Raw genomic sequence first — 18,574 nt, 5'->3', positions numbered from 1 at the left:
CGGGGTGCGCTCCGCCGAGTGCCCCCTGTGTACACCCGTGCGCTCGGGTGCGCTCTGCGCCGCCCGGGCATGGCATCCCTCGACCGACCGTCCAGCGTCGAGCGGGGAGGTGCGCGTGCACGGACCGGTTCCGGCCGCCTGGCTGCTGGTCGCCCTGTGCGCGGCGACCGGGGCGTACTGTCTGCTGCGGATGCGCAGCAGCGTCGAGGAGCAGCGCCGGGCCGCGGGCGGCGAGGCGCTGATGGGCTTCGGGATGGCCGCGATGGCGATACCGGCCGCGGTGTTCACTCCCCCGGGCTGGGCGTGGCCGGCGTACGCGGCCGTGTTCGGCGCGGCGGCACTGCACGCGCTGTGGACCGCGCGCAGCAGCCCGCACCATCTGCACCATCTGGTCGGGGCGGCGGCGATGGTCTACATGGCGGCGGCGATGGCCGCGCAGCCGCCCGCCGCCCACCATGTGCACGGCGGGACCGGGGTGCCGCTGGTCACCGGTGCGCTCCTGGTCTACTTCACGGCGTACGTGCTGTGTTCCGGCGCCCGCCTGGTACCGGCCGCGGCCTCCGCCGGCGGGACGGCGGACCGGCGCTGGGGCGACCGCCCGGAGCTGGCGCGGGCGTGCCGGCTGTCGATGGGGATCGGCATGGTCGCGATGCTGCTCACGATGTGAGTTCCCGGCCGGGCTTGCCGTCGTTGCCTGCGTCACTTCGCGGCCGGGGACCGTACCGCCGGGCGGCCGCCCGCTCGTAGGGTGCTGCCCATGATGGTCCCCGTGACCCTGCTGCTGCTCGGCGCCCTCACCGCCGTCGTCGCCCCGCGGCTGCTCGCCCGGGCCGACTGGCCGGACCGTGAGCCCGTCGTCGCCCTCTGGGTGTGGCAGTGCGTCGTGGCGGCCGTGCTGTTGTGCTGCGCGCTGTCGATGACGTTGAGCGCGGCGGCGGCCTGGCAGGCGGTGCGCGGGCATCTGTTCGCCACGGCTCCGCCCGCGGTGGTGGACGCGTACGCCCTCGGTACGGCCGGCACCTGGGCCGCGGCCACCGCCCTGCTGCTCGCCTGCGGCGGGTTGTGGAGCCTTGCGATGCTGGTCCGCGAGGTCGTACGGGCCCGGGCGCGGTCGCAGGCCAGGCGGGCCGAACTGCGTTTCATGGCACCGCTGTTGCCGGGCGAGGAAGCGGCGGGCGGCCGGCTGCTGGTGCTGGAGGGTGAGCGCCCGGACGCCTGGTGGCTGTCCGGCGCAGCGCCCCGGCTGGTCGTCACCACGGCCGCGCTGCGCCGCCTGAAGGGGCGTCAACTGGACGCCCTGCTCGCCCATGAGCAGGGGCACGCACAGGCCCGGCACGACTGGCTGCTGCACTGCTCGGCCGCGCTGGCGGGCGGCTTTCCGCAGGTGCCGGTGTTCGCGGCGTTCCGCGACGAGATGCACCGGCTGGTCGAGCTGGCCGCCGACGACACGGCCTCACGCCGCTTCGGCCGGCTGACCACCGCCCTCGCCCTGGTCGAACTCAACGAGGAGCGGGGCGTGTTCGGCCCGGTGCCGACCCCGCAGGCCCACGTCCCCCACCGCGTCCACCGGCTGCTGGCTCCCCCGGAGCGGCTCCCGGCACTGCACCGGCTACGGCTGACGGCGGTCGCCGCGCTGGTACCGGCGGTCCCGGTCGTGGTGGCGCTGGTCCCGGGGCTGCGCGCACTGGGCTGACCGCGGAAGGCCACCCGCCGCCCGGACGTGTTCGGCGCGCTGCTGGTGGCGCCCGGCCGTGATGATGCACGAGTGGCGCGGGCGGACCGGACGGAACTGCCGCCGGGCCATCCGGATAGAGTCCGGACCATGACCGCCGTACTCTTCGACTTCTCCGGGACGCTGTTCCGCGTCGAGTCCACCGAATCCTGGCTGCGTGCCGCGCTCGACGACACGGGTGTCACCCTGAGCGAGCCCGAACTGGCGGCGGCCGCAGAGGCGTTGGAGGCGGCCGGTGCGCTGCCGGGCGGTGCCGAGCCGGTGCGGCTGCCGGCCGAGCTGGCCGGTGTCTGGGCGGTGCGGGACGAGAGCGCGGAGGCGCACCGGGCCGCCTACACGGGCCTGTCCCGCCTGGTTCCGCTGCCCGATCCCGCCCTGCACGACGCGCTGTACGAGCGGCATATGTCGCCCTCGGCGTGGACGCCGTACCCGGACGCCGGGAAGGTGCTGCGGACGCTGCGCGAGCGGGGCATCGGCGTCGGGGTCGTCAGCAACATCGCCTGGGATCTGCGGCCGGTCTTCCGCGAGCACGGGCTCGACGCGTATGTGAACGCCTATGTGCTGTCGTACGAGTACGGGGTGCAGAAGCCGGATCCGCGGCTGTTCTCCGCCGCCTGTGCGGCGCTTGACGCCGATCCGCGGCAGGTGCTGATGGTCGGCGACAACAGGCCGGCGGACGGCGGTGCGACTGCGCTCGGCTGCCGTGTGCACTTCGTGGACCATCTGCCGGTCTCCCACCGGCCCGACGCCCTGCTCCCGGTGCTGGACCTGGTCGGCTGACGAGTCGGCAATTGGCGGAGCATGGCGGCGTGTTCGCGTATTTTCCGGTCCCGCCAGGGTGTGCGCCGTCCGTCTGAGACGATCCCCCGTGTCGTCCCAGACGGACGGCAGCTCTCGACAGGCCTCGCCCATGGCGGTGCCTGGTGCGTTGAGTATAGTTGGCTGGCAGCCAGTCAACGCAGGAGTTACAGGATGTCCCCGCGCAGCGCCTCAGTCAATGAAGAGTTGCGGCGGCGTTCCCGGGAGCGGCTGTTGCAGGCCGCCGTGGAGCTGGTCGACGAGCGCGGGTTCGAGGCCACGACGCTCGGCGACATCGCGGACCGGGCCGGTTCTGCGCGTGGTCTGGTGTCGTACTACTTCCCCGGCAAGCGCCAGTTGGTGCAGTCCGCGGTGCACCGGCTGATGCATCGCACGCTGGAGGAGGCTCTGGAGCGGGAGCCGCGCACGGAGGACGGGCGGGAGCGGCTGGCCCGGGCCATCGACGCGATCCTGGGCCTGGCCCGCGACCGCCCGGTGCTGATGCGCCAGCACATGGCGGGGCTGCTCCAGGCGGAGGGGTTCGTGCAGTGTCCGGAGCAGCAGCGGCTGGCCGAACTGCTCAGTGACACCGTCGCCCGGTACGGCTCCGCGGAGGTGGTGGTGGACTACCCGCTGCTGCGGGCCCTGTTGATGGGTGCGGTGTACTCGGCGCTGGTGCCGGGCGTGCCGATGCCCGTCCCGGCCCTGCGCGCCGAGCTGTTCCAACGGTACGGTCTGGACTGGGAGTCGGGCGCGCCGCCGGAGAGCGAGCGGGGCGCGGACGGCCGGGAGCGGGATCTGTCCCGGTTCTTCGCCACGGAGGAGCAGCCGGAATCCCGGCCCTGAAATCCCCTCTCCAGCAGCGCGCGTGACGTGGAGTCAGGTAACCCGCGTCCCGCGCCTGGGAGATCAGCCGGAGGGAACGCCGGCGGCTGTGCCCCGTCGCGTGCATCACGGCGAGCACGGGGTCGACGCCCTCGTCCTGCGCGGCGCGGTACTCCTGCGCCACCGGCCAGCGCCCCTCGATCCCGCGCGGCCAGGACGGCCGCGCGCCCCGCGCGCCCTCGTGCACAGCGCGGGCCGGGCCCTGACGTCCTCGATGGAGACCCGGCCCTCGTGCACCACGGCCAGGGGATGCTTCCAGCACACGGGCAACGTAACCGCATGATCAGATTCCCTGGCATTCCATACGAAGACACGCTTTCGGATCACCCCGCCGGCCTCTGCCCCCCGCGGGCCCGCCGGTGCCATGCTGGAACCGTCCGGACACCATCCCCTCGGGCAGGGAGTACCGCTGTGCTGCGTGTCGCCGTCGTCGGTTCCGGGCCGAGCGGGTGTTACACCGCCCAGAGCCTGGTGCAGGAAGATCCAGGGGTCCACGTGGACGTGCTGGACCGGCTGCCGTGTCCGTACGGCCTGGTCCGCTACGGCGTCGCCCCGGACCACGAGAAGATCAAGTCCCTCCAGGGCAGTCTGCGCACAGTGCTGGAGCACGACCGGGTGCGGTTCCTCGGCGGACTCCGGGTGGGCGGGCCCGGCGGAGTCCCGGTGGCGTTGCTGCGCCGGCTGTACCACGCGGTGGTGTACTGCGTGGGCGCCGCCGGCGACCGACGGCTCGGCATTCCCGGCGAGGAGCTGCCAGGCAGCTGGTCGGCGACCGAGTTCGTGTCCTGGTACAGCGCGCATCCGGACGCCGGGGCCACCGATTTCCTGCGCGGGGTGCGTTCCGCGGTGGTGATCGGCGTCGGCAATGTGGCGGTGGACGTCGCCCGGATGCTGGTGCGTGCCGCGGCGGAGCTGCGGCCGACGGACATGCCGCAGGCGGCCCTGGACGCGCTGGCGGCGAGCGCCGTCACGGAGGTGCACATGGTGGGCCGGCGCGGTCCGGTCCAGGCCCGCTTCACCACCAAGGAGCTGCGCGAGCTGGGCGGGCTGGCGGACTGCCAGATGCACGTGGACCGGGACGAGTTGATGCGGGAGCCGGTCGATCCGGCCGCGCTGCCCGCCGTGCAGCGGCGCAATCTGGAGGTGCTGCGCGGCTGGGCGGACCGGCCGCCCGCGCCGGCCGCCCGGCGGATCGGCGTGCGGTTCTTCCTGCGGCCCGTGGCCCTGCTCGCGCAGGACGGCCGGGTGGGGGCCGTACGGTTCGAACGGACCGCGCCGGACGGGCACGGCGGGGTCACCGGCACCGGCCGGTACGAGGAACTGCCCGCACAGCTGGTGCTGCGCTCGGTGGGCTATCGCGGGCTGCCGCTGGAGGGGCTGCCGTTCGACCCGGAGCGCGGCACCGTGCCGCATGTGGGCGGGCGGGTCGTGCGCGACGGAGTGCCCGTGCCCGGCGAGTACGTCGCCGGGTGGATCAAGCGCGGCCCGACCGGTGTCATCGGCACCAACCGGCCCTGCGCCAAGGAGACGGCGGCCTCGCTGCTCGCGGACGCGGACGCCCTCGCCCGCGCGGCGGTGCCGGCGGATCCCGTGGCGGCACTGCGGGCGGCCGGGTTCGATCCGGTGCCGTGGAGCGGCTGGCTGGCGATCGAGCGGGCCGAGGCGGAGCTGGGGGCCCGGCTGGGGCGGGGCGTGGTCAAGCTGGCCGACTGGGACACGCTCCTGGCGGCGGCCCGGCCGGCGTGACGGGCGCGGAACCGCCCCAGCCGTCGATGGGCATGACACAGACCGGCAACAGCGCCGAAATCAACAAACTGTTCATGGCCTCTACGGTCTCGTCCTGTCCGGATGCCACTCCCCGCCCACCGCTGATGGAGACCCCATGGCCACGACCGCAGACGTGCACCCCGTCGACGAGATACCCCCGGTACGCCGGCTCGCCGCCTTCGGGCTCCAGCATGTGCTCGCGATGTATGCGGGCGCCGTCGCCGTCCCGCTGATCGTGGGCGGTGCGATGAAGCTGTCGCCCGCCGACCTGGCATACCTGATCACCGCCGATCTTCTGGTGTGCGGCATCGCCACGCTGATCCAGTGCGTGGGGTGCTGGCGGTTCGGGGTACGGCTGCCGGTCATGCAGGGCTGCACGTTCGCCGCGGTGTCCCCGATGGTGCTCATCGGGACGACGGGCGGCGGACTGCCCGCGATCTACGGCGCGGTGATCGTGGCCGGGCTCGCGATCATGCTGCTCGCACCGGTCTTCGGCCGGCTGCTGCGCTTCTTCCCACCGCTGGTGACCGGCACGGTGATCCTCGTCATCGGGGCCTCACTGCTGCCCGTCGCGGGCAACTGGGCGGCGGGCGGGGCGGGCTCCCAGGACTTCGGGGCGCCGAAGAACCTGGCGCTGGCCGCCTTCGTGCTGCTGGTGGTGCTGGCCGTGCAGCGGTTCGCGCCCCCCTCGCTCGCCCGCGTCGCCGTCCTGATCGGCATCGCGGTGGGTCTCGCGGTCGCGGTGCCGTTCGGGTTCACCGACTTCAGCGGGGTCGGGGACGCGGACTGGGTCGGGGTCAGCACGCCGTTCCACTTCGGGGTGCCGCGCTTCAGGGTGTCCGCGATCGTGTCCATGCTGGTGGTCGCACTGGTCTCCATGACCGAGACGACCGGTGACCTGATCGCCGTCGGCGAGCTGACCGAGCGCCCGGTCGAGCCGCACTCACTCGCCGACGGGCTGCGCGCGGACGGTCTGTCGACGGTGCTCGGCGGGGTGTTCAACACCTTTCCGTACACGGCGTACGCGCAGAACGTGGGCCTCGTCGGCATGACCCGGGTGCGCAGCCGCTGGGTGGTCGCGGCGGCCGGCGGGATCCTGGTGCTGCTCGGGCTGCTGCCCAAGCTGGGCGCGGTGGTCGCGGCGATCCCGGCGCCGGTGCTCGGCGGGGCCGGTCTGGTGATGTTCGGGACGGTCGCGGCGAGCGGGCTGCGGACCCTGGCCCGGGTCGACTTCGCGGGCAACCACAATCTGACGGTGGTGGCCGTGTCGGTGGCGATCGGGCTGCTGCCGGTGGGCGTGCCGACGGTCTACGCGCGGTTCCCGGACTGGTTCCAGACGGTGATGAACAGCGGCATCAGCGCGGGCTGCCTGTCGGCGATCGTACTCAACCTGCTCTTCAACCACCTTCCGGCGCGCGGTGGTTCAGAGATCCTCACCGAGCCGGGAGGCCTCTCGGCCGGCGGCGGCGAGCAGGCTGTCCAGCAGGCCAGGGAAGAGGCCGTCTAGATCGTCCCGACGCAGGCCGTTCATCTTGGCCGTGCCCCGGTAGACCTGCCGTATGACCCCGCTCTCGCGCAGCACCCGGAAGTGGTGCGTGCAGGTGGACTTGGTCACCGGCAGGTCGAAGTACGAGCAGGCCAACTCGGTCTCGCACACGGCCAGTTCGCGTACGATCCGCAGCCGCACCGGGTCGGCGAGCGCGTGCAGCACCGCGTCCAGCCGGATCTCGTCGCACGCCGGGTGCGGCAGCTCGCGGCCGATGGTGGCGGTGTCGGGCACGGCGACTGCCTTTCGTCACGGGAGGGCTCTTCGGTTGCGACCATTGTACGAGAGCGGTCGTAGTTTGACATCTCTCGTAGTACGAGCACTATCGTATGAGCGATCCCAGCGGTCCCGTGACGAATGGAGTCGTCGTGAGCGCGCTCTTCGAGCCCATCACCCTGCGAGAGACCACCATCCCCAACCGGGTGTGGATGCCCCCGATGTGCCAGTACTCGGCCGCTCCCGAGGGCCCGCTCACCGGCGCGCCGACGGACTGGCACTTCGCGCACTACGCGGCGCGGGCCGCCGGCGGCACCGGCCTGATCATCGTCGAGGCCACCGCCGTGTCGCCGGAGGGCCGGATCTCCCCCTACGACCTGGGCCTGTGGAACGACACCCAGGTGGAGGCGTTCCGCCGGATCACCCGCTTCCTCGCCGGCCAGGGCGCCGTCCCGGCCATCCAGCTCGCGCACGCGGGGCGCAAGGCGTCCACGGAGCGGCCCTGGAAGGGCGGCGCTCCGGTCGGCCCGGAGGCGCACGGCTGGCAGCCGGTCGCCCCGAGCGCGGTGCCCTTCGCCGAGGGCCACCCGGTGCCGGCCGAGCTGACGGTCGATCAGATCCAGGAGATCACCGGCCAGTTCGCGGCCGCGGCCCGCCGGGCACTCGCCGCCGGGTTCGAGGTCGTCGAGATCCACGGCGCCCACGGCTATCTGATCAGCGAGTTCCTCTCGCCGTACTCCAACCGGCGCACGGACGCCTACGGCGGCTCGTACGAGAACCGCACCCGCTTCGCCCTCGGCGTCGTCGACGCCGTACGGGAGGTGTGGCCCGAGGACAAGCCGGTCCTCTTCCGCATCTCGGCCACCGACTGGCTCCAGGACGGCGGCTGGACCACCGAGGACACGGTGCGCTTCGCCCGTGACCTGCACGCCCACGGCGTCGACCTGCTGGACGTCTCCAGCGGCGGCAATGTCGCACGCGTCGAGATCCCCACCGGCCCGGGCTACCAGGTGCCGTTCGCCGCCCGGGTGAAGGCCGAGACCCCGCTGCCGGTCGGCGCGGTCGGTCTGATCACCGAGGCGGAACAGGCCGAGAAGATCCTGGCCAACGGCGAGGCCGACGTGGTGCTCCTCGGCCGCGAGCTGCTCCGCGACCCCTCCTGGGCCCGCCGCGCAGCCCGCGAACTGGGCGCACAGGTGCGGGTGCCGGACCAGTATCTGCGGTCGGTCTGAGGTTCGCCGGGCCTGGAGCTGCCCGCCTGCCGACCGGCCGAAGCGGGGGCCGGTCGGCAGGCGGGCAGCAGATGGGCGTCAGCTGGGGAGCAGGCGGGTGATCGTCTGCTCCAGGCGGGGCAGGGAGCGGTGACTCGCCAGGGCCAGGGCGATGGCCGCGACCACCCCGGTCCAGGCGACCGGGCCCAGCGGGGTGCAGCCGACGGCGTAGCTCACGCCCGGGATCTGTACCGCCGCGACCAGCGCCGCGGCCGAGCCCAGGCAGGTGAGCTGCACCAGCCGGCTGTCGGGCCGGTCCAGCCAGGTCTGCACCAGCTGGGTGCCGACCACCCCGCACAGCGCCATCGTGCTGGAGCGGCGTGCGGTGCCCGGCGTGAACCGGCCGATCAGCCAGGCCGTCACCGCACCCAGACAGGTGGTGAGCGCCCGGTGCCGGATCTGCCGCAGCAGGGGGTCACCGAGGACGGCGGAGGCGTCCTCCGGCGATCCGGTGCGCCGGAGCGCGCCGGGCTCGTCGTCCTTCTCGGTCACCGCGACCGCCATCGACGGGAAGAGGTCGGTGAAGAGGTTCACCATGAGCATCTGCCGGGTGGACAGCGGGGACCGGCCGGACAGCAGCGTGCCGAGGATGCCGAAGCCGACCTCGCCGCCGTTGCCGCCGATCAGGATGGCGATGGCGTCGGCGACGCTGTGCCAGAGGGCCCGGCCCTCGCCGACCGCGTCGATCAGGACGGTCAGATCGTCGTCGGTGAGGACGATGTCGGCGGCGTTGCGCGCGGCGGCCGAACCGCGCGCGTTGATGCCGACCCCGATGTCGGCGGCACGGATGGCCGCGGCGTCGTTGGCGCCGTCACCGACCATGCCGACGACCCGGCCCGCGTCCCGCAGCGCCTCCACGACCTGGAGCTTCTGCTCGGGCGCCACCCGCGCCACCACGCCCGCGTCGCGGAGCATCCGGGCCCTGGCCGCCCGGTCCGCCGCCGCCAGCTCGTCCCCGGTGACCACGACGGTGTCCTCGGGCCAGCCCAGTTCGGCGGCGATCGCCCGCGCGGTCTGCGGATGGTCACCGGTGAGCATGACCGGTCGTACGCCTGCCTCGGTCAGGCCCTCCACCAGCGCCGTGGACGTCTCGCGCGGTACGTCGGACAGCGCCAGCAGTCCGGTGAACTCCAGGTCCCGCAGCGGCTCTTCGAGTACGTCGTCCTCCTGCTCGCCCGCACCGAGCCGCCGTTCGGCCACCGCCAGCACCCGCAGGCCGCCGCCCGCCAGGGCATGGGCCGCCTCCGAGGCGTGCGCGGGCAGACCGGCGCAGGCGGGCAGCACGGTCTCCGGGGCACCCTTGACGACGAGCACCGCCGGCCCGTCCCCGGCGCGTCCGACAGCGGCCGCGTATCCGCGCGCCGCCTCGAACGGCAGGTCCGCGAGCTGGGTCCAGTCGGGGTCCGGGCCCGCCGCGGCCAGCACGGCCTCGTCGGTGGCGTGCACCGGCCGGTCGGCGCCGCTGTCGACCTGGGGGCAGGCGCGGGCCGCGGCGCGGATCGTGGCCGCCGACCCGGTGTCGTCCGCGCGGTGGACGGTGCCCTCCGCGTCGGCGGTGCGGACCAGGCGCAGCCGGTTCTCGGTGAGTGTGCCGGTCTTGTCGAAGCAGACGGTGTCCATGCGGCCCAGCGCCTCCAGCGTGCGCGGGGTGCGGACGAGGACGCCGTCGCGGCTCAGCCGGCGGGCCGCCGCGAGCTGGGCGACCGTCGCCACCAGGGGCAGGCCCTCGGGTACGGCGGCCACCGCCACCGCCACTCCCCCGCTGACCGCCTCCCGGATCGGGGTGCCGCGCAACAGTGCCAGACCGGTCACCGCGGCCCCGCCCGCCAGCGTCAACGGCAGTGCCTGCCGCGTGAGTTCCTGCAACCTGGCCTGCACCCCGCCGGCCGGAGGCGTGCGCGAGGCGAGATGGACGGCGCGCGCGGCCTCGGTGCGGTCCCCGGTGTCGACCACGACGGCCCGGGCCTGGCCCGCCACCACGGTGGTGCCCTCGAAGACCATGCAGCGCCGGTCGGCGACCGGGGCGTGCGGGGTGGGATCCGTCTGCTTCTCCACCGGCAGCGACTCGCCGGTCAGCGCGGACTCGTCGACCTCCAGGCCGTCCTGCCACAGCAGGCGGGCGTCGGCGGGCACCACGTCGTCGCCCTTGAGGTAGATCATGTCCCCGGGTTCCAGCCGGCCCGCCTCGACCGTGCGGGTGCCGCCCGCGGGTGCCTCGGCCGACGGCGGTACGACCCGGGCCTTGCGCTTCTGCTCCGCGACCAGCCCGGACAGCGCCCGCTCGGCGCGCATCCGCTGGAAGCCGCCGACCAGCGCGTTCAGATCGAGGGCGCCGACGACGAGCAGGGCGTCCACGACGGAGCCGAGGATCGCCGACGCGGCCGAGCCGACGGCCAGCACCGGGGTGAGCGGGTCGTGGAGCTCGCCGCGCACGGCCGCGCCCAGCCGGTAGGACCAGCGCGCGGGCGCCGCGGCCGGATGCCGGGAGATTCCGGCGGCCACCGCACGGACCCGGCCGGTCAGCTCCTCCCAGGGGGTTGCCTCGGCAACGGGCTCGTGCGCGAGCCGGTCCTGGGCCTCCTCGGGGTCCAGTTCGTGCCAGTGGACGCGCGGACGCGGATGCGGGGCGCGGGCCGCCGCCACGCCGAGCGCGGCCCGGGTGCCGGACAGCAGGGCGGAGGCGGCGCCGAGGTCCACGGGAGCGTGCCGCAGCCCCGGCAGCGCGGCCCACCGGCCCCGCCCGCGCCCGGACTCGCCGACCGCCACGAGCAGGCCCGACAGGGCGGCGCCGGAGCGGGCCAGGGTCTGCGACCGCCGGCCGACCGCGCGGGCGGCGGGGATCGCGGTCAGCACCCGCCACACGTCGGGCAGACCGTGCAGGGCGAGCAGGTCGGCGCCCCAGACGACCGCGCCGTCGCGGTCCGTGAGGGCGAGGGCGATGTCGCTGCCGCTCAGGGCGGCCAGCACGTCGTGCTCGTCGGCGCCGCGCACCCGGGCGACCGTCAGCACGGCGCCCGACTCGCCGCGCGCCTCGTAGACCACGTCGTCCAGCGGGCGACGGGCGTCGACGACCTGGTCGGCCAGGCCGGTGAAGTCCTCCAGCGCGGGATCGTCCACGACCACGACGCGCAGTCCTGCCCGGCGGGCCGCGTCCAGCACGGGTTCGGTCCACGGGTCCGCCTCGCCGTCGTCGGTGCGCAGCGCACCGGCGTGCAGGACGACCGTGCCGGCCAGCTCCAGCTGGCGCAGCCGCTCCGGGGACCGCACGAGCACGCCGGTGCGGGCGAGCGCCCCGCTGAGTACGGCGTGGAAGGCGGCGGGGCCGTAGCGGGCGGCCTTGGGCGAGCCGGCCAGCACCGCCTCGGCGGCCTCGGCGCCGTTGTGTTTGACCAGCAGGGTGGCCGCCGCGCCCAGCACGCTCCCGGCAGACGCGTGGGCGGCGTACTCCTGGGCCGGGGACTCGCGCAACGGCGGGCGGGGCGTGGCCGGGGCGGGAAGGCTGAGCCGGTCGGGTGCGCACAGCCGGTCGTGCACCGTGTCGAAGGCGGCGGCGCGGGCGACCGTCTCGGCGACCTGGCAGGCGCGCAGGGCGCCGTCGAGCACCAGGGAGGTCGGGGTCTGGCCGGCGCCGTGCACGGCGGCGTTCGCGCAGGCCAGGGCGAGGTCCATCGCGGAGTCCCCGAGCCGGGCGCCGAGCCAGGAGCGAAAGCGCGGGTTCTCCCGCAGCAGCGTGACGACCGCGGTCACCATCCGGGGCGAGGGCGGCAGCCGCAGCGTGTACGCCGTGACGGCGACGGCGATGCCGACCCCGTCGGCGGCGAGGGTGGCCACCGCGGCGCGCACCCCGGCCGGGTCGGCCGGATGCGTGGTCTCCTCCACGTCCCCGCCGGCCAGCACGAGTCCGTGCCGCTCGGCCAGCTCGGCGGCGTGCGCCACGGCCCGGTCGGCGGCTTCTTCGCCGGTCGCCGTCACCACGAGACGTGCCAGTCCCTCGTCCCAGTAGGAGACCAGCACGTCCGGGTGTTCGGCCAGCGTCTCGGCCACCCGGCGGGCCAGGTGTGCGGTGCCGCCGGCGGCGCGCACGCGGTCGTGTTCCACCGGGCGCAGGGCGAGATGGGCGCGGGCGCCGGCGCGCCAGTGTTCTCCGGCGCCGGGGCGCGCGTTGCGGGCGACCCGCGCCACGCGTACGGCGGTGTCCGCGCCGCGCACTCCGGCGCGGGCCGTTCCTGCCGCCACGCCGGCGGCCGCGCCGATGGCGGGCGCCGCCGCCCGGGCGAGCAGTCGCGGCGCCGCGGGCAGCAGGCGAGCGGGGGCCGTCAGCAGACCGAGCACGGCAGCCTCCTCAGAGAGTCGTACGCCCCGGCCGCGCCGTCGGCCCGAGCGGACCGGTGACGCCCCGGGGGTGTGCTTCGTCGGCGGACCGGTCGGAACCGGCCGAGGGGGCGGACCCGCCGCCGGGGGGAGCCTCGGCCGTACCCGACCTGAGTGCGGCGGTGCCGAGGTCGTGCGGCGGTTCGGCCGCGGCCTCGCCGCCGGCGGGCTCCGCGCGGCCCTCCTCCACCCGGCGGTCGCCGACCGCCACGGGCCCCGGCGGCTCGGCCGCCGCCGGATCGCCTCCGGCCATGGACGGATCACCGCGGCTCGTGGATTCAGAGTCCCCTCTGCCCGGCGGGCTCGCAGGGCTCGCCGAGCCGGGATCCTCGGCGGTCATCCCGAAGGAGCCGGATCCGGTGCCCGCGGCCCGGTCGGGGGCGGGTCCGGGGCCCGCTTCGCCCTCCGTCGGATGGGCGGGGCGGGGCTGGGTGAGCCAGGCGACCGCCGCGCCGGTGAGGGCCACCGGCCACTCCACCACGCCTGCCGCGCCGAGCAGCCCGGCCCCGGCGTACACGGCCATACGCCGGCCGCGGGGCGAGACCGCGCCGACCTTGTCCAGGGTTTCCTCCGCGGCCCTGCTCACCGTCCCTGCGCCGGGCACCCTGCGCAGTACCGAGGCGGCGCCGCGCAGGGGCGCCGTGAGGACCGACGACGACTTCTGCTCAGCCATGACTCTCCTCGGGTGAGATCCACTTCCGTGCCCCCCGAGTGCCCGCGACCGCGCTGGTCATCCTCCCTTTCCCCAGGTAACCGCAGCACCCCCGCCCGCGCCACGCCGGGCCGCGCCGGCCCCGGGCCGGCAACGCCTCGCCGGCCCGGGGCTCGCCCTCAGGAACCCCTGGTGAACAGCTCCTCGGGGACGGTGTCGGCCAGCACCCGGTACCCCGCGGGGTTGAGATGCAGCCCGTCGCCGGACTGGAGGGCGGGCAGCAGCCGGTCCGGTGCCGAGGGGTCCCGTACCGCACGGTCGAAGTCGATCACCGCGTCGAAGTGGCCGGGCGTACGGATCCACGCGTTCACGCGCTGCCGCGCGGCCTCCCGCACGCCCGCCCCGTCGTCGTACAGGCCGTTCCCGCCGAACGGCGTGAGCGTGGCGCCGTAGACCCGGATGCCCTGGGCGTGGGCGCGGACGACGATCTGCCGGTACCCGGCGATGAGATCGTCGGTGAGGGTCTTCTGGGCCTCCGGGGTGGCCGCGGCGGTGCCGATGTCGTTGACGCCCTCGAAGAGGATCAGCCAGGAGACGCCGCTGCGGGAGAGGACGTCACGGTCGAGGCGGGCCAGGACGTTGGGGCCGAGTCCGTCGTTGAGGACGCGGTTGCCGCCGGCCGCCTGGTTGAGGACGGCGATGCCGGAGGTGGCGGTGCGGCGCTGGAGCCGGTCGAAGAACTGGTCCGGCCAGCGGTCGTTGCCGTTGGTCGTGGAGCCGCGGCCGTCGCTGAGCGAGTCGCCCACGACGGCGACCGCCCGGGTGCGGGCGGGTGACAGCACCTCGACGTCGCTCAGCAGATACCAGTGGTCGACGGCGGTGGCGTCCGGCAGGTCCTGGTCCTGGGTGTGGTCGCCGTGCACGAGGTACGAGGTGGTGCGCGAGCCGGGGTGCGAGGTCAGCGCGAGCGACGCCTGACCGCGCGCGGTGTACGCCGTCACGGTCAGCTCTGAACCGGGGCGCAGGGCGAAGTCGAGGTCGTCGGAGACCACCTGGGCGCCGACCGGGACGGTCGTGGCGGCCCGCCCGGCGAAGGTGACGGCCCGCACACTGCCGGGCTCGACCGCGCTGCTGCCGGCCTTGCCGCCCTGCGGGAGGGCCACGGTCACGGCGGTGAGCGGCAGCGGGGTGTCGCCGTAGGCGTTGGAGAACCGCAGCCGGATGCGCGGGCCGCCGGTGGTGACCCGCACGGTCTCCCGCAGGGTGGTGTCCACGAGGACCGACTTCTCGCCGGTGAACGGCGCGGGCGGCAGGTTGCCGGGTTCGGTGAGCTGGGGCATGGCGGTCCAGGTGTTCACCCAGTGCCTGCCCGCCTCCGGCGCGCCCGGCGCCGTCGCCGGGTGGTGCCGACCGCCGAACAGCGCGGTGAGCGCCGAGGAGGTCACGACGAGGGCCAGGGCGAGGACACAGGTGCTGAGGACGGAGGCGAGCGAGGCTCTGCCGGTCGGCTTCACGGGAACCTTCCTGGAGTCGGACAGGGCGTCAACGTGTGGTGCAGGCGGGCGCGGCGAGCAGCGGCCCGGCCGGGAGCAACAGGCATGGTGGCATGGACATGAACGTCATGGAAGCGCTCCCACGCACTTCTCCGTGGCTGGAAGCAGTTCTGCCCGAAACGTTGACCAGAAAGCGCTTGCCCCCTACCGTCCGTTCATAAGCGTGACCAACAGCCGCCCTCCTGGGCCCCCGCGCCACCGAGCCGCCCTGAACTGCGTTCCATATCACGTGCATGATTCACATGAGTGATTGACGCACACGACCGATCCCCCACTCGACAGGAAGGCATTCGGGACATGACCTCACGAGCGCTTCCACCCGTGCGTACGGGACGCGCCCCGCTGGGAGGCGTAGCCGCCCTCGGCCTCACAGTTGGCATGATCATGACCAGCGGCTCACCGGCGGGCGCGGCCACCTGGCCCACCGCCAACGGCAGCCAGGCGGTCACCAAGACCATCCCGGTCTCCGGCACCAAGGACTACGGGATGAAGCGCCTCTACGGCAGCGGAGACCTCGGAACCAGCGGCCAGAGCGAGGACCAGGACCCGATCCTGGACCTGGCTCCCGGGGCCGTGCTGAAGAACGTCATCATCGGCGCGCCCGCCGCGGACGGCATCCACTGCGAGGGCAGCTGCACGCTCCAGAACGTCTGGTGGGAGGACGTCGGCGAGGACGCCGCGACCTTCCGGGGCTCCTCGTCGTCCAACGTGTACACCGTCACCGGCGGCGGCGCGAAGGAGGCCGGCGACAAGGTCTTCCAGTTCAACGGCGCCGGCACGCTCAACGTGTCGAACTTCGCCGTCAAGAACTTCGGCAAGCTGGTCCGGTCGTGCGGCAACTGCACGACGCAGTACAAGCGCACGATCAACCTCAACACCATCGAGGCGACCTACAAGGGCGGCGCGCTGGTCGGCATCAACACCAACTACGGCGACCGCGCCACCCTGAGGAACATCACCATCGTCGGGGACGCGAGCCGGAAGATCGTCCCGTGCCAGAAGTACATCGGCAACAACACCGGCGCGGAACCGACCACCAACGGGTCGGGCCCGGACGGGACGTACTGCACGTACGCGTCGTCGGACATCACCTACAAGTGAGCGCCTCTGAAGATGCAGAAGGGGCGTCCCTGGTGAGGGACGCCCCTGGTGACTCACAGTGGTTTCAGTGACCGTCCCCCGGGCGCGGCTGCGGCGGGGCCGGGGGTGGGGTGTAGCCGTGAGGTCCGGCCGGAGGCATCTGCGGGCCGGGCTGCGAGGGCGCGGCCGCGGGGCCCTGCGGCGGGGCGGGCGGCGCGGCCGGCGGGGCCATGGCCGCCTGGATCGGCAGTTCCTGCCCGAACGTCGAGGCGATCGGCACCTCGATGCCCTGGATGGCCGCTTCCACGCCCTCCCGGGCCGCGGAGTGCACCGCTTCCCGCATCGCCCTCGGCTTCTCGGTGCGCAGCATCTGGTTGACGTTTCCGGTGCGGCCGAGCATGCCGCCGATCAGGTCCTTGAGGAAGTGTCCGATGATCACCACGCCGGAGCGGCTGCGCCACATCGTCCAGCCGACGTACAGGCTCGTGCCGTACCCGAAGACGGTCACGTACGCCACGTACCGGCCGCTGGTGACGACCAGCCGGTTGTTGACGACCTCCGGCATGATGTCGCTGCGGATGCGGGCGGGCACCGCCGAGACGGGGATCCGCCGCCGGGCCAGCGCGCCGTAGATCGCCGCGTACGCGGAGGGCGACGCCTCGTGCTTGTCCTCCAGGAGCGTCTTCCACTCCGAGATCGGCTCGGTGATCCGTGCGGCCAGCAGGACGACCCAGAAGGCGATGATCGCCAGGATGGTTCCGGTCTCCAGGCTCGGCGGTGTCTCGAACGGGTCGGAGGCCCAGTTGAGCGCCGGCAGCAGGCCGAAGAAGAACCACACGACACCCGAGACGAGGAACGCCTGCAACCAGAGCTGGAAGACGGTCTTGAACGTCACGGACTCGTCGAAGCCCATCTCGACGTCGCCGTACGTCATGGTCTGGTTGCGGTAGGCCGCGTTGGGACCCACCGCTCCCGTGGCGGCCCAGCCCGCGGGCCCCCCGGTTCCCCCGATATTCGTTCCGTCCATACCGCTCCTCCCCCTCGGCCCACCGTTGCGAGACGATGATCCTCGGAGCGGCAGGTACTGGTCAAATTCACGCAGGCAGCGCCAAGTTGACGGGCCGACAAGGGTCGGTGCATATCGGAAGAAGAGGGGGAGTTCGAGTGACGACACCTTGCGTCATTCTCGATATCGGAGGCGTACTGGAGATCACTCCGGAAACGGGGTGCGTGCCGCGATGGGAAGAGCGGCTGGAGCTGCCGCCGGGCACGGTGCATGAACGGATGCGCGACGTGTGGCAGGCCGGGAGTGTCGGGCGCGTCAGTGAGCGCGAGGTTCACGAACAGGTGGCAGCGCGCCTGGGGCTCGACGCGCTCCAGGTCGAAGCCTTCATGGCCGACCTCTGGGCGGAATACCTGGGAACGCCCAACGAGGAACTCATAGCCCATGTGCGAGGGCTTCGGGGAACCTGCGGACTCGGCATCCTCAGCAACAGCTTCGTCGGAGCCCGGGAGCGCGAGACGGCTCTGTACCGCTTCGACGAGTTGGTCGAACAGATCGTGTACTCACACGAGATCGGTGTCGAGAAGCCGGACCCGCGCGCGTTCGAGGCCATATGCGCCGCCCTGGGCGTGCGGCCGGAGAGCTGCCTGTTCATCGACGATTACGCCCCGAACATCGAGGCCGCCCGGGCTCTCGGCATGCAGGCGCATCTGTTCGAGGACAACGCCCGCACGATCAGGCGCATCGCAGCTCATCTGGAGGCCGCCCCGCCGGCCGCCGGGCCTGCCCCGCTCGGGTGAGGCCGGGCGGCTCGCCGCCAGGGGAATGCGGACGTCTGCCCGCTCCGCCCGACCACCTTCGCACCGGCGGTGTCAGGAGGACGGATCGGTCGCGCGTTCCGCCAGCTCCCGCTGGAAGGCGGCGTACGCCGTGCGCAGTGCGTCCCCCGGCCAGTCGGCGGGCAGCAGCCGGGCGGGCAGGACCGGGTCGGTGAGCAGGTGGCGTACGGCCGCGGCGTAGGCGGTGAGGCGGTCGGCGGGGTGGGCGGCCCGGGTGGCGTGGGCGAGCAGGGACCGCGCGGTGTCCGCCCACGCGTCCAGCGGCCACAGCCGGGCGGCGAGCGCGTGCGGCGGTTCGTCGGGGCGGGCGGTGCCGGTCACGGCCACGCCGCGCAGTGCGTCCGGCAGGACGCGGTCGAGGTTCGCGGGGCGCAGCCAGACCCCCTCCCGGAGTTCGGCCAGGCGCAGAGCGGTCAGCCGGGTGCGCAGGTCGGCGCGTTCGGCGGGGCCTCGGCCGGTCGCCGTGACGACGACCATCTCCCAGTCGCCGTCCCACGCGCGCGTGCGGGGATGTACGGCGTCGTCCTGGCGCCGCTGGCGGGCCAGCAGGCGGTCGCTGAGCGCGTAGACGGCGTCCGTGCGCCGCAGATCCCCGGCGGCCACCATCCGGCTCAGCGCGGCACGAAGGGTGGAACCGCCGACTCCGAACGGCTCGACCAGCCTGACCAGGTCCTTCACCGGCAGCTCGGGCGGGTGCGCGCCGAGCAGCAGGCTCAGCACGACCGACCGGGCGGACAGGGGCCGCAGGCCGGCCGGGGCCGCTTCGGCTGACACGTTCATGCGCATGGACACGTACTGAACTGTACGAAGCTTCTCTTGTTGCATCATTGCTACGGCCGTATGAAGAGTGCAACATGGCGG

At 73.8% G+C, this 18,574-nt stretch carries 15 protein-coding genes and 1 pseudogene; 9 read left to right on the top strand and 7 right to left on the bottom strand.

All coding sequences use genetic code 11. The features are described from left to right. The first annotated feature begins 115 nt into the window (after window positions 1-115). The 4 genes from ACFVIU_RS12790 (at window position 116) to ACFVIU_RS12775 (ending at window position 3,376) form a co-directional block, all read left to right on the top strand. Window positions 116-667, top strand: a complete 552-nt coding sequence (locus tag ACFVIU_RS12790; protein ID WP_385842371.1) for a DUF5134 domain-containing protein — start codon at window positions 116-118, stop codon at window positions 665-667. Between the two features lie 90 nt (window positions 668-757). Beyond that, the gene (locus tag ACFVIU_RS12785; protein WP_385842370.1) at window positions 758-1,693 is read left to right on the top strand and encodes a M56 family metallopeptidase; all 936 of its coding nucleotides are present in this window, start codon (window positions 758-760) and stop codon (window positions 1,691-1,693) included. Between the two features lie 129 nt (window positions 1,694-1,822). After that, on the top strand, window positions 1,823-2,512 hold the full coding sequence (locus tag ACFVIU_RS12780) for an HAD family hydrolase (RefSeq protein ID WP_385842369.1): 690 nt from the start codon (window positions 1,823-1,825) through the stop codon (window positions 2,510-2,512). A gap of 192 nt (window positions 2,513-2,704) precedes the next feature. Then, window positions 2,705-3,376, top strand: coding sequence for a TetR/AcrR family transcriptional regulator (locus ACFVIU_RS12775; protein ID WP_385842368.1), 672 nt, complete (start codon window positions 2,705-2,707; stop codon window positions 3,374-3,376). 16 nt (window positions 3,377-3,392) lie between these two features. Here the strand turns inward: ACFVIU_RS12775 and ACFVIU_RS12770 are convergent. Then, window positions 3,393-3,593: pseudogene (locus tag ACFVIU_RS12770) on the bottom strand (DUF6214 family protein); the annotation flags it as partial. Between the two features lie 233 nt (window positions 3,594-3,826). Between ACFVIU_RS12770 and ACFVIU_RS12765 the strand changes: the two are divergent. Together ACFVIU_RS12765 and ACFVIU_RS12760 are read left to right on the top strand one after the other, a co-directional pair. Continuing rightward, window positions 3,827-5,161: an FAD-dependent oxidoreductase gene (locus ACFVIU_RS12765; protein WP_385842367.1), complete on the top strand. Its 1,335-nt coding sequence runs from the start codon at window positions 3,827-3,829 to the stop codon at window positions 5,159-5,161. Window positions 5,162-5,297: 136 nt separating this feature from the next. Then, complete coding sequence (locus ACFVIU_RS12760) at window positions 5,298-6,689, top strand: nucleobase:cation symporter-2 family protein (protein ID WP_385842366.1); 1,392 nt, start codon at window positions 5,298-5,300, stop codon at window positions 6,687-6,689. Here ACFVIU_RS12760 and ACFVIU_RS12755 read toward each other — a convergent pair. Further along, window positions 6,606-6,962 carry an ArsR/SmtB family transcription factor gene (locus tag ACFVIU_RS12755; protein WP_385842365.1) on the bottom strand — a complete coding sequence of 119 codons (357 nt, stop codon included), beginning with the start codon at window positions 6,960-6,962 and terminating at the stop codon, window positions 6,606-6,608. The two genes, ACFVIU_RS12760 and ACFVIU_RS12755, sit on opposite strands and share 84 nt — an antisense overlap. A 134-nt stretch (window positions 6,963-7,096) precedes the next feature. Here ACFVIU_RS12755 and ACFVIU_RS12750 point away from each other — a divergent pair, with 134 nt between their 5' ends. After that, a complete protein-coding gene (locus ACFVIU_RS12750; protein ID WP_385842364.1) occupies window positions 7,097-8,176 on the top strand; it encodes an NADH:flavin oxidoreductase/NADH oxidase in 1,080 nt (359 codons plus the stop codon). A 78-nt stretch (window positions 8,177-8,254) separates the two neighbouring features. Here ACFVIU_RS12750 and ACFVIU_RS12745 read toward each other — a convergent pair whose 3' ends face one another. The 3 genes from ACFVIU_RS12745 to ACFVIU_RS12735 all read right to left on the bottom strand — a co-directional run bounded on the left by ACFVIU_RS12745 (window position 8,255) and on the right by ACFVIU_RS12735 (window position 14,752). Further along, window positions 8,255-12,547 (bottom strand): HAD-IC family P-type ATPase, encoded by a 4,293-nt coding sequence (locus ACFVIU_RS12745; RefSeq protein ID WP_385842363.1) that lies wholly within the window; start codon window positions 12,545-12,547, stop codon window positions 8,255-8,257. Between the two features lie 10 nt (window positions 12,548-12,557). Beyond that, on the bottom strand, window positions 12,558-13,259 hold the full coding sequence (locus ACFVIU_RS12740; RefSeq protein WP_385842362.1) for a hypothetical protein: 702 nt from the start codon (window positions 13,257-13,259) through the stop codon (window positions 12,558-12,560). A gap of 158 nt (window positions 13,260-13,417) precedes the next feature. Then, a complete protein-coding gene (locus tag ACFVIU_RS12735) occupies window positions 13,418-14,752 on the bottom strand; it encodes an SGNH/GDSL hydrolase family protein (protein ID WP_385842361.1) in 1,335 nt (444 codons plus the stop codon). Between the two features lie 336 nt (window positions 14,753-15,088). Here ACFVIU_RS12735 and ACFVIU_RS12730 point away from each other — a divergent pair, with 336 nt between their 5' ends. Further along, window positions 15,089-15,892, top strand: a complete 804-nt coding sequence (locus ACFVIU_RS12730; RefSeq protein WP_385842360.1) for a pectate lyase — start codon at window positions 15,089-15,091, stop codon at window positions 15,890-15,892. 64 nt (window positions 15,893-15,956) lie between these two features. On the opposite strand, the gene ACFVIU_RS12725 is transcribed toward ACFVIU_RS12730, so the two are convergent. After that, complete coding sequence (locus ACFVIU_RS12725; protein WP_385842359.1) at window positions 15,957-16,898, bottom strand: hypothetical protein; 942 nt, start codon at window positions 16,896-16,898, stop codon at window positions 15,957-15,959. A gap of 137 nt (window positions 16,899-17,035) precedes the next feature. On the opposite strand from ACFVIU_RS12725, the gene ACFVIU_RS12720 reads away from it, so the two are divergent. Next, on the top strand, window positions 17,036-17,674 hold the full coding sequence (locus tag ACFVIU_RS12720; RefSeq protein ID WP_385842358.1) for an HAD family hydrolase: 639 nt from the start codon (window positions 17,036-17,038) through the stop codon (window positions 17,672-17,674). 72 nt (window positions 17,675-17,746) lie between these two features. Here ACFVIU_RS12720 and ACFVIU_RS12715 read toward each other — a convergent pair whose 3' ends face one another. Further along, window positions 17,747-18,499 carry a PaaX family transcriptional regulator C-terminal domain-containing protein gene (locus ACFVIU_RS12715; RefSeq protein ID WP_385842476.1) on the bottom strand — a complete coding sequence of 251 codons (753 nt, stop codon included), beginning with the start codon at window positions 18,497-18,499 and terminating at the stop codon, window positions 17,747-17,749. Window positions 18,500-18,574: the final 75 nt, after the last annotated feature.

Source organism: Streptomyces sp. NPDC127190 (assembly GCF_042672505.1).
Lineage (GTDB): Bacteria > Actinomycetota > Actinomycetes > Streptomycetales > Streptomycetaceae > Streptomyces.
The sequence above is the reverse complement of the archived record's forward strand: the minus strand, read 5'-3'. Positions and strand labels throughout refer to the sequence as shown.

What these genes read in the sequence shown, in the direction of transcription:
- ACFVIU_RS12785 (WP_385842370.1), top strand. Translation starts at nt 758, where the DNA reads ATGATGGTCCCCGTGACCCTGCTGCTGCTCGGCGCCCTCACCGCCGTC.
- ACFVIU_RS12780 (WP_385842369.1), top strand. Translation starts at nt 1,823, where the DNA reads ATGACCGCCGTACTCTTCGACTTCTCCGGGACGCTGTTCCGCGTCGAG.
- ACFVIU_RS12775 (WP_385842368.1), top strand. Translation starts at nt 2,705, where the DNA reads ATGTCCCCGCGCAGCGCCTCAGTCAATGAAGAGTTGCGGCGGCGTTCC.
- ACFVIU_RS12760 (WP_385842366.1), top strand. Translation starts at nt 5,298, where the DNA reads ATGGCCACGACCGCAGACGTGCACCCCGTCGACGAGATACCCCCGGTA.
- ACFVIU_RS12740 (WP_385842362.1), bottom strand. Translation starts at nt 13,259, where the DNA reads ATGGCTGAGCAGAAGTCGTCGTCGGTCCTCACGGCGCCCCTGCGCGGC.
- ACFVIU_RS12730 (WP_385842360.1), top strand. Translation starts at nt 15,089, where the DNA reads ATGACCTCACGAGCGCTTCCACCCGTGCGTACGGGACGCGCCCCGCTG.
- ACFVIU_RS12725 (WP_385842359.1), bottom strand. Translation starts at nt 16,898, where the DNA reads ATGGACGGAACGAATATCGGGGGAACCGGGGGGCCCGCGGGCTGGGCC.
- ACFVIU_RS12715 (WP_385842476.1), bottom strand. Translation starts at nt 18,499, where the DNA reads ATGCGCATGAACGTGTCAGCCGAAGCGGCCCCGGCCGGCCTGCGGCCC.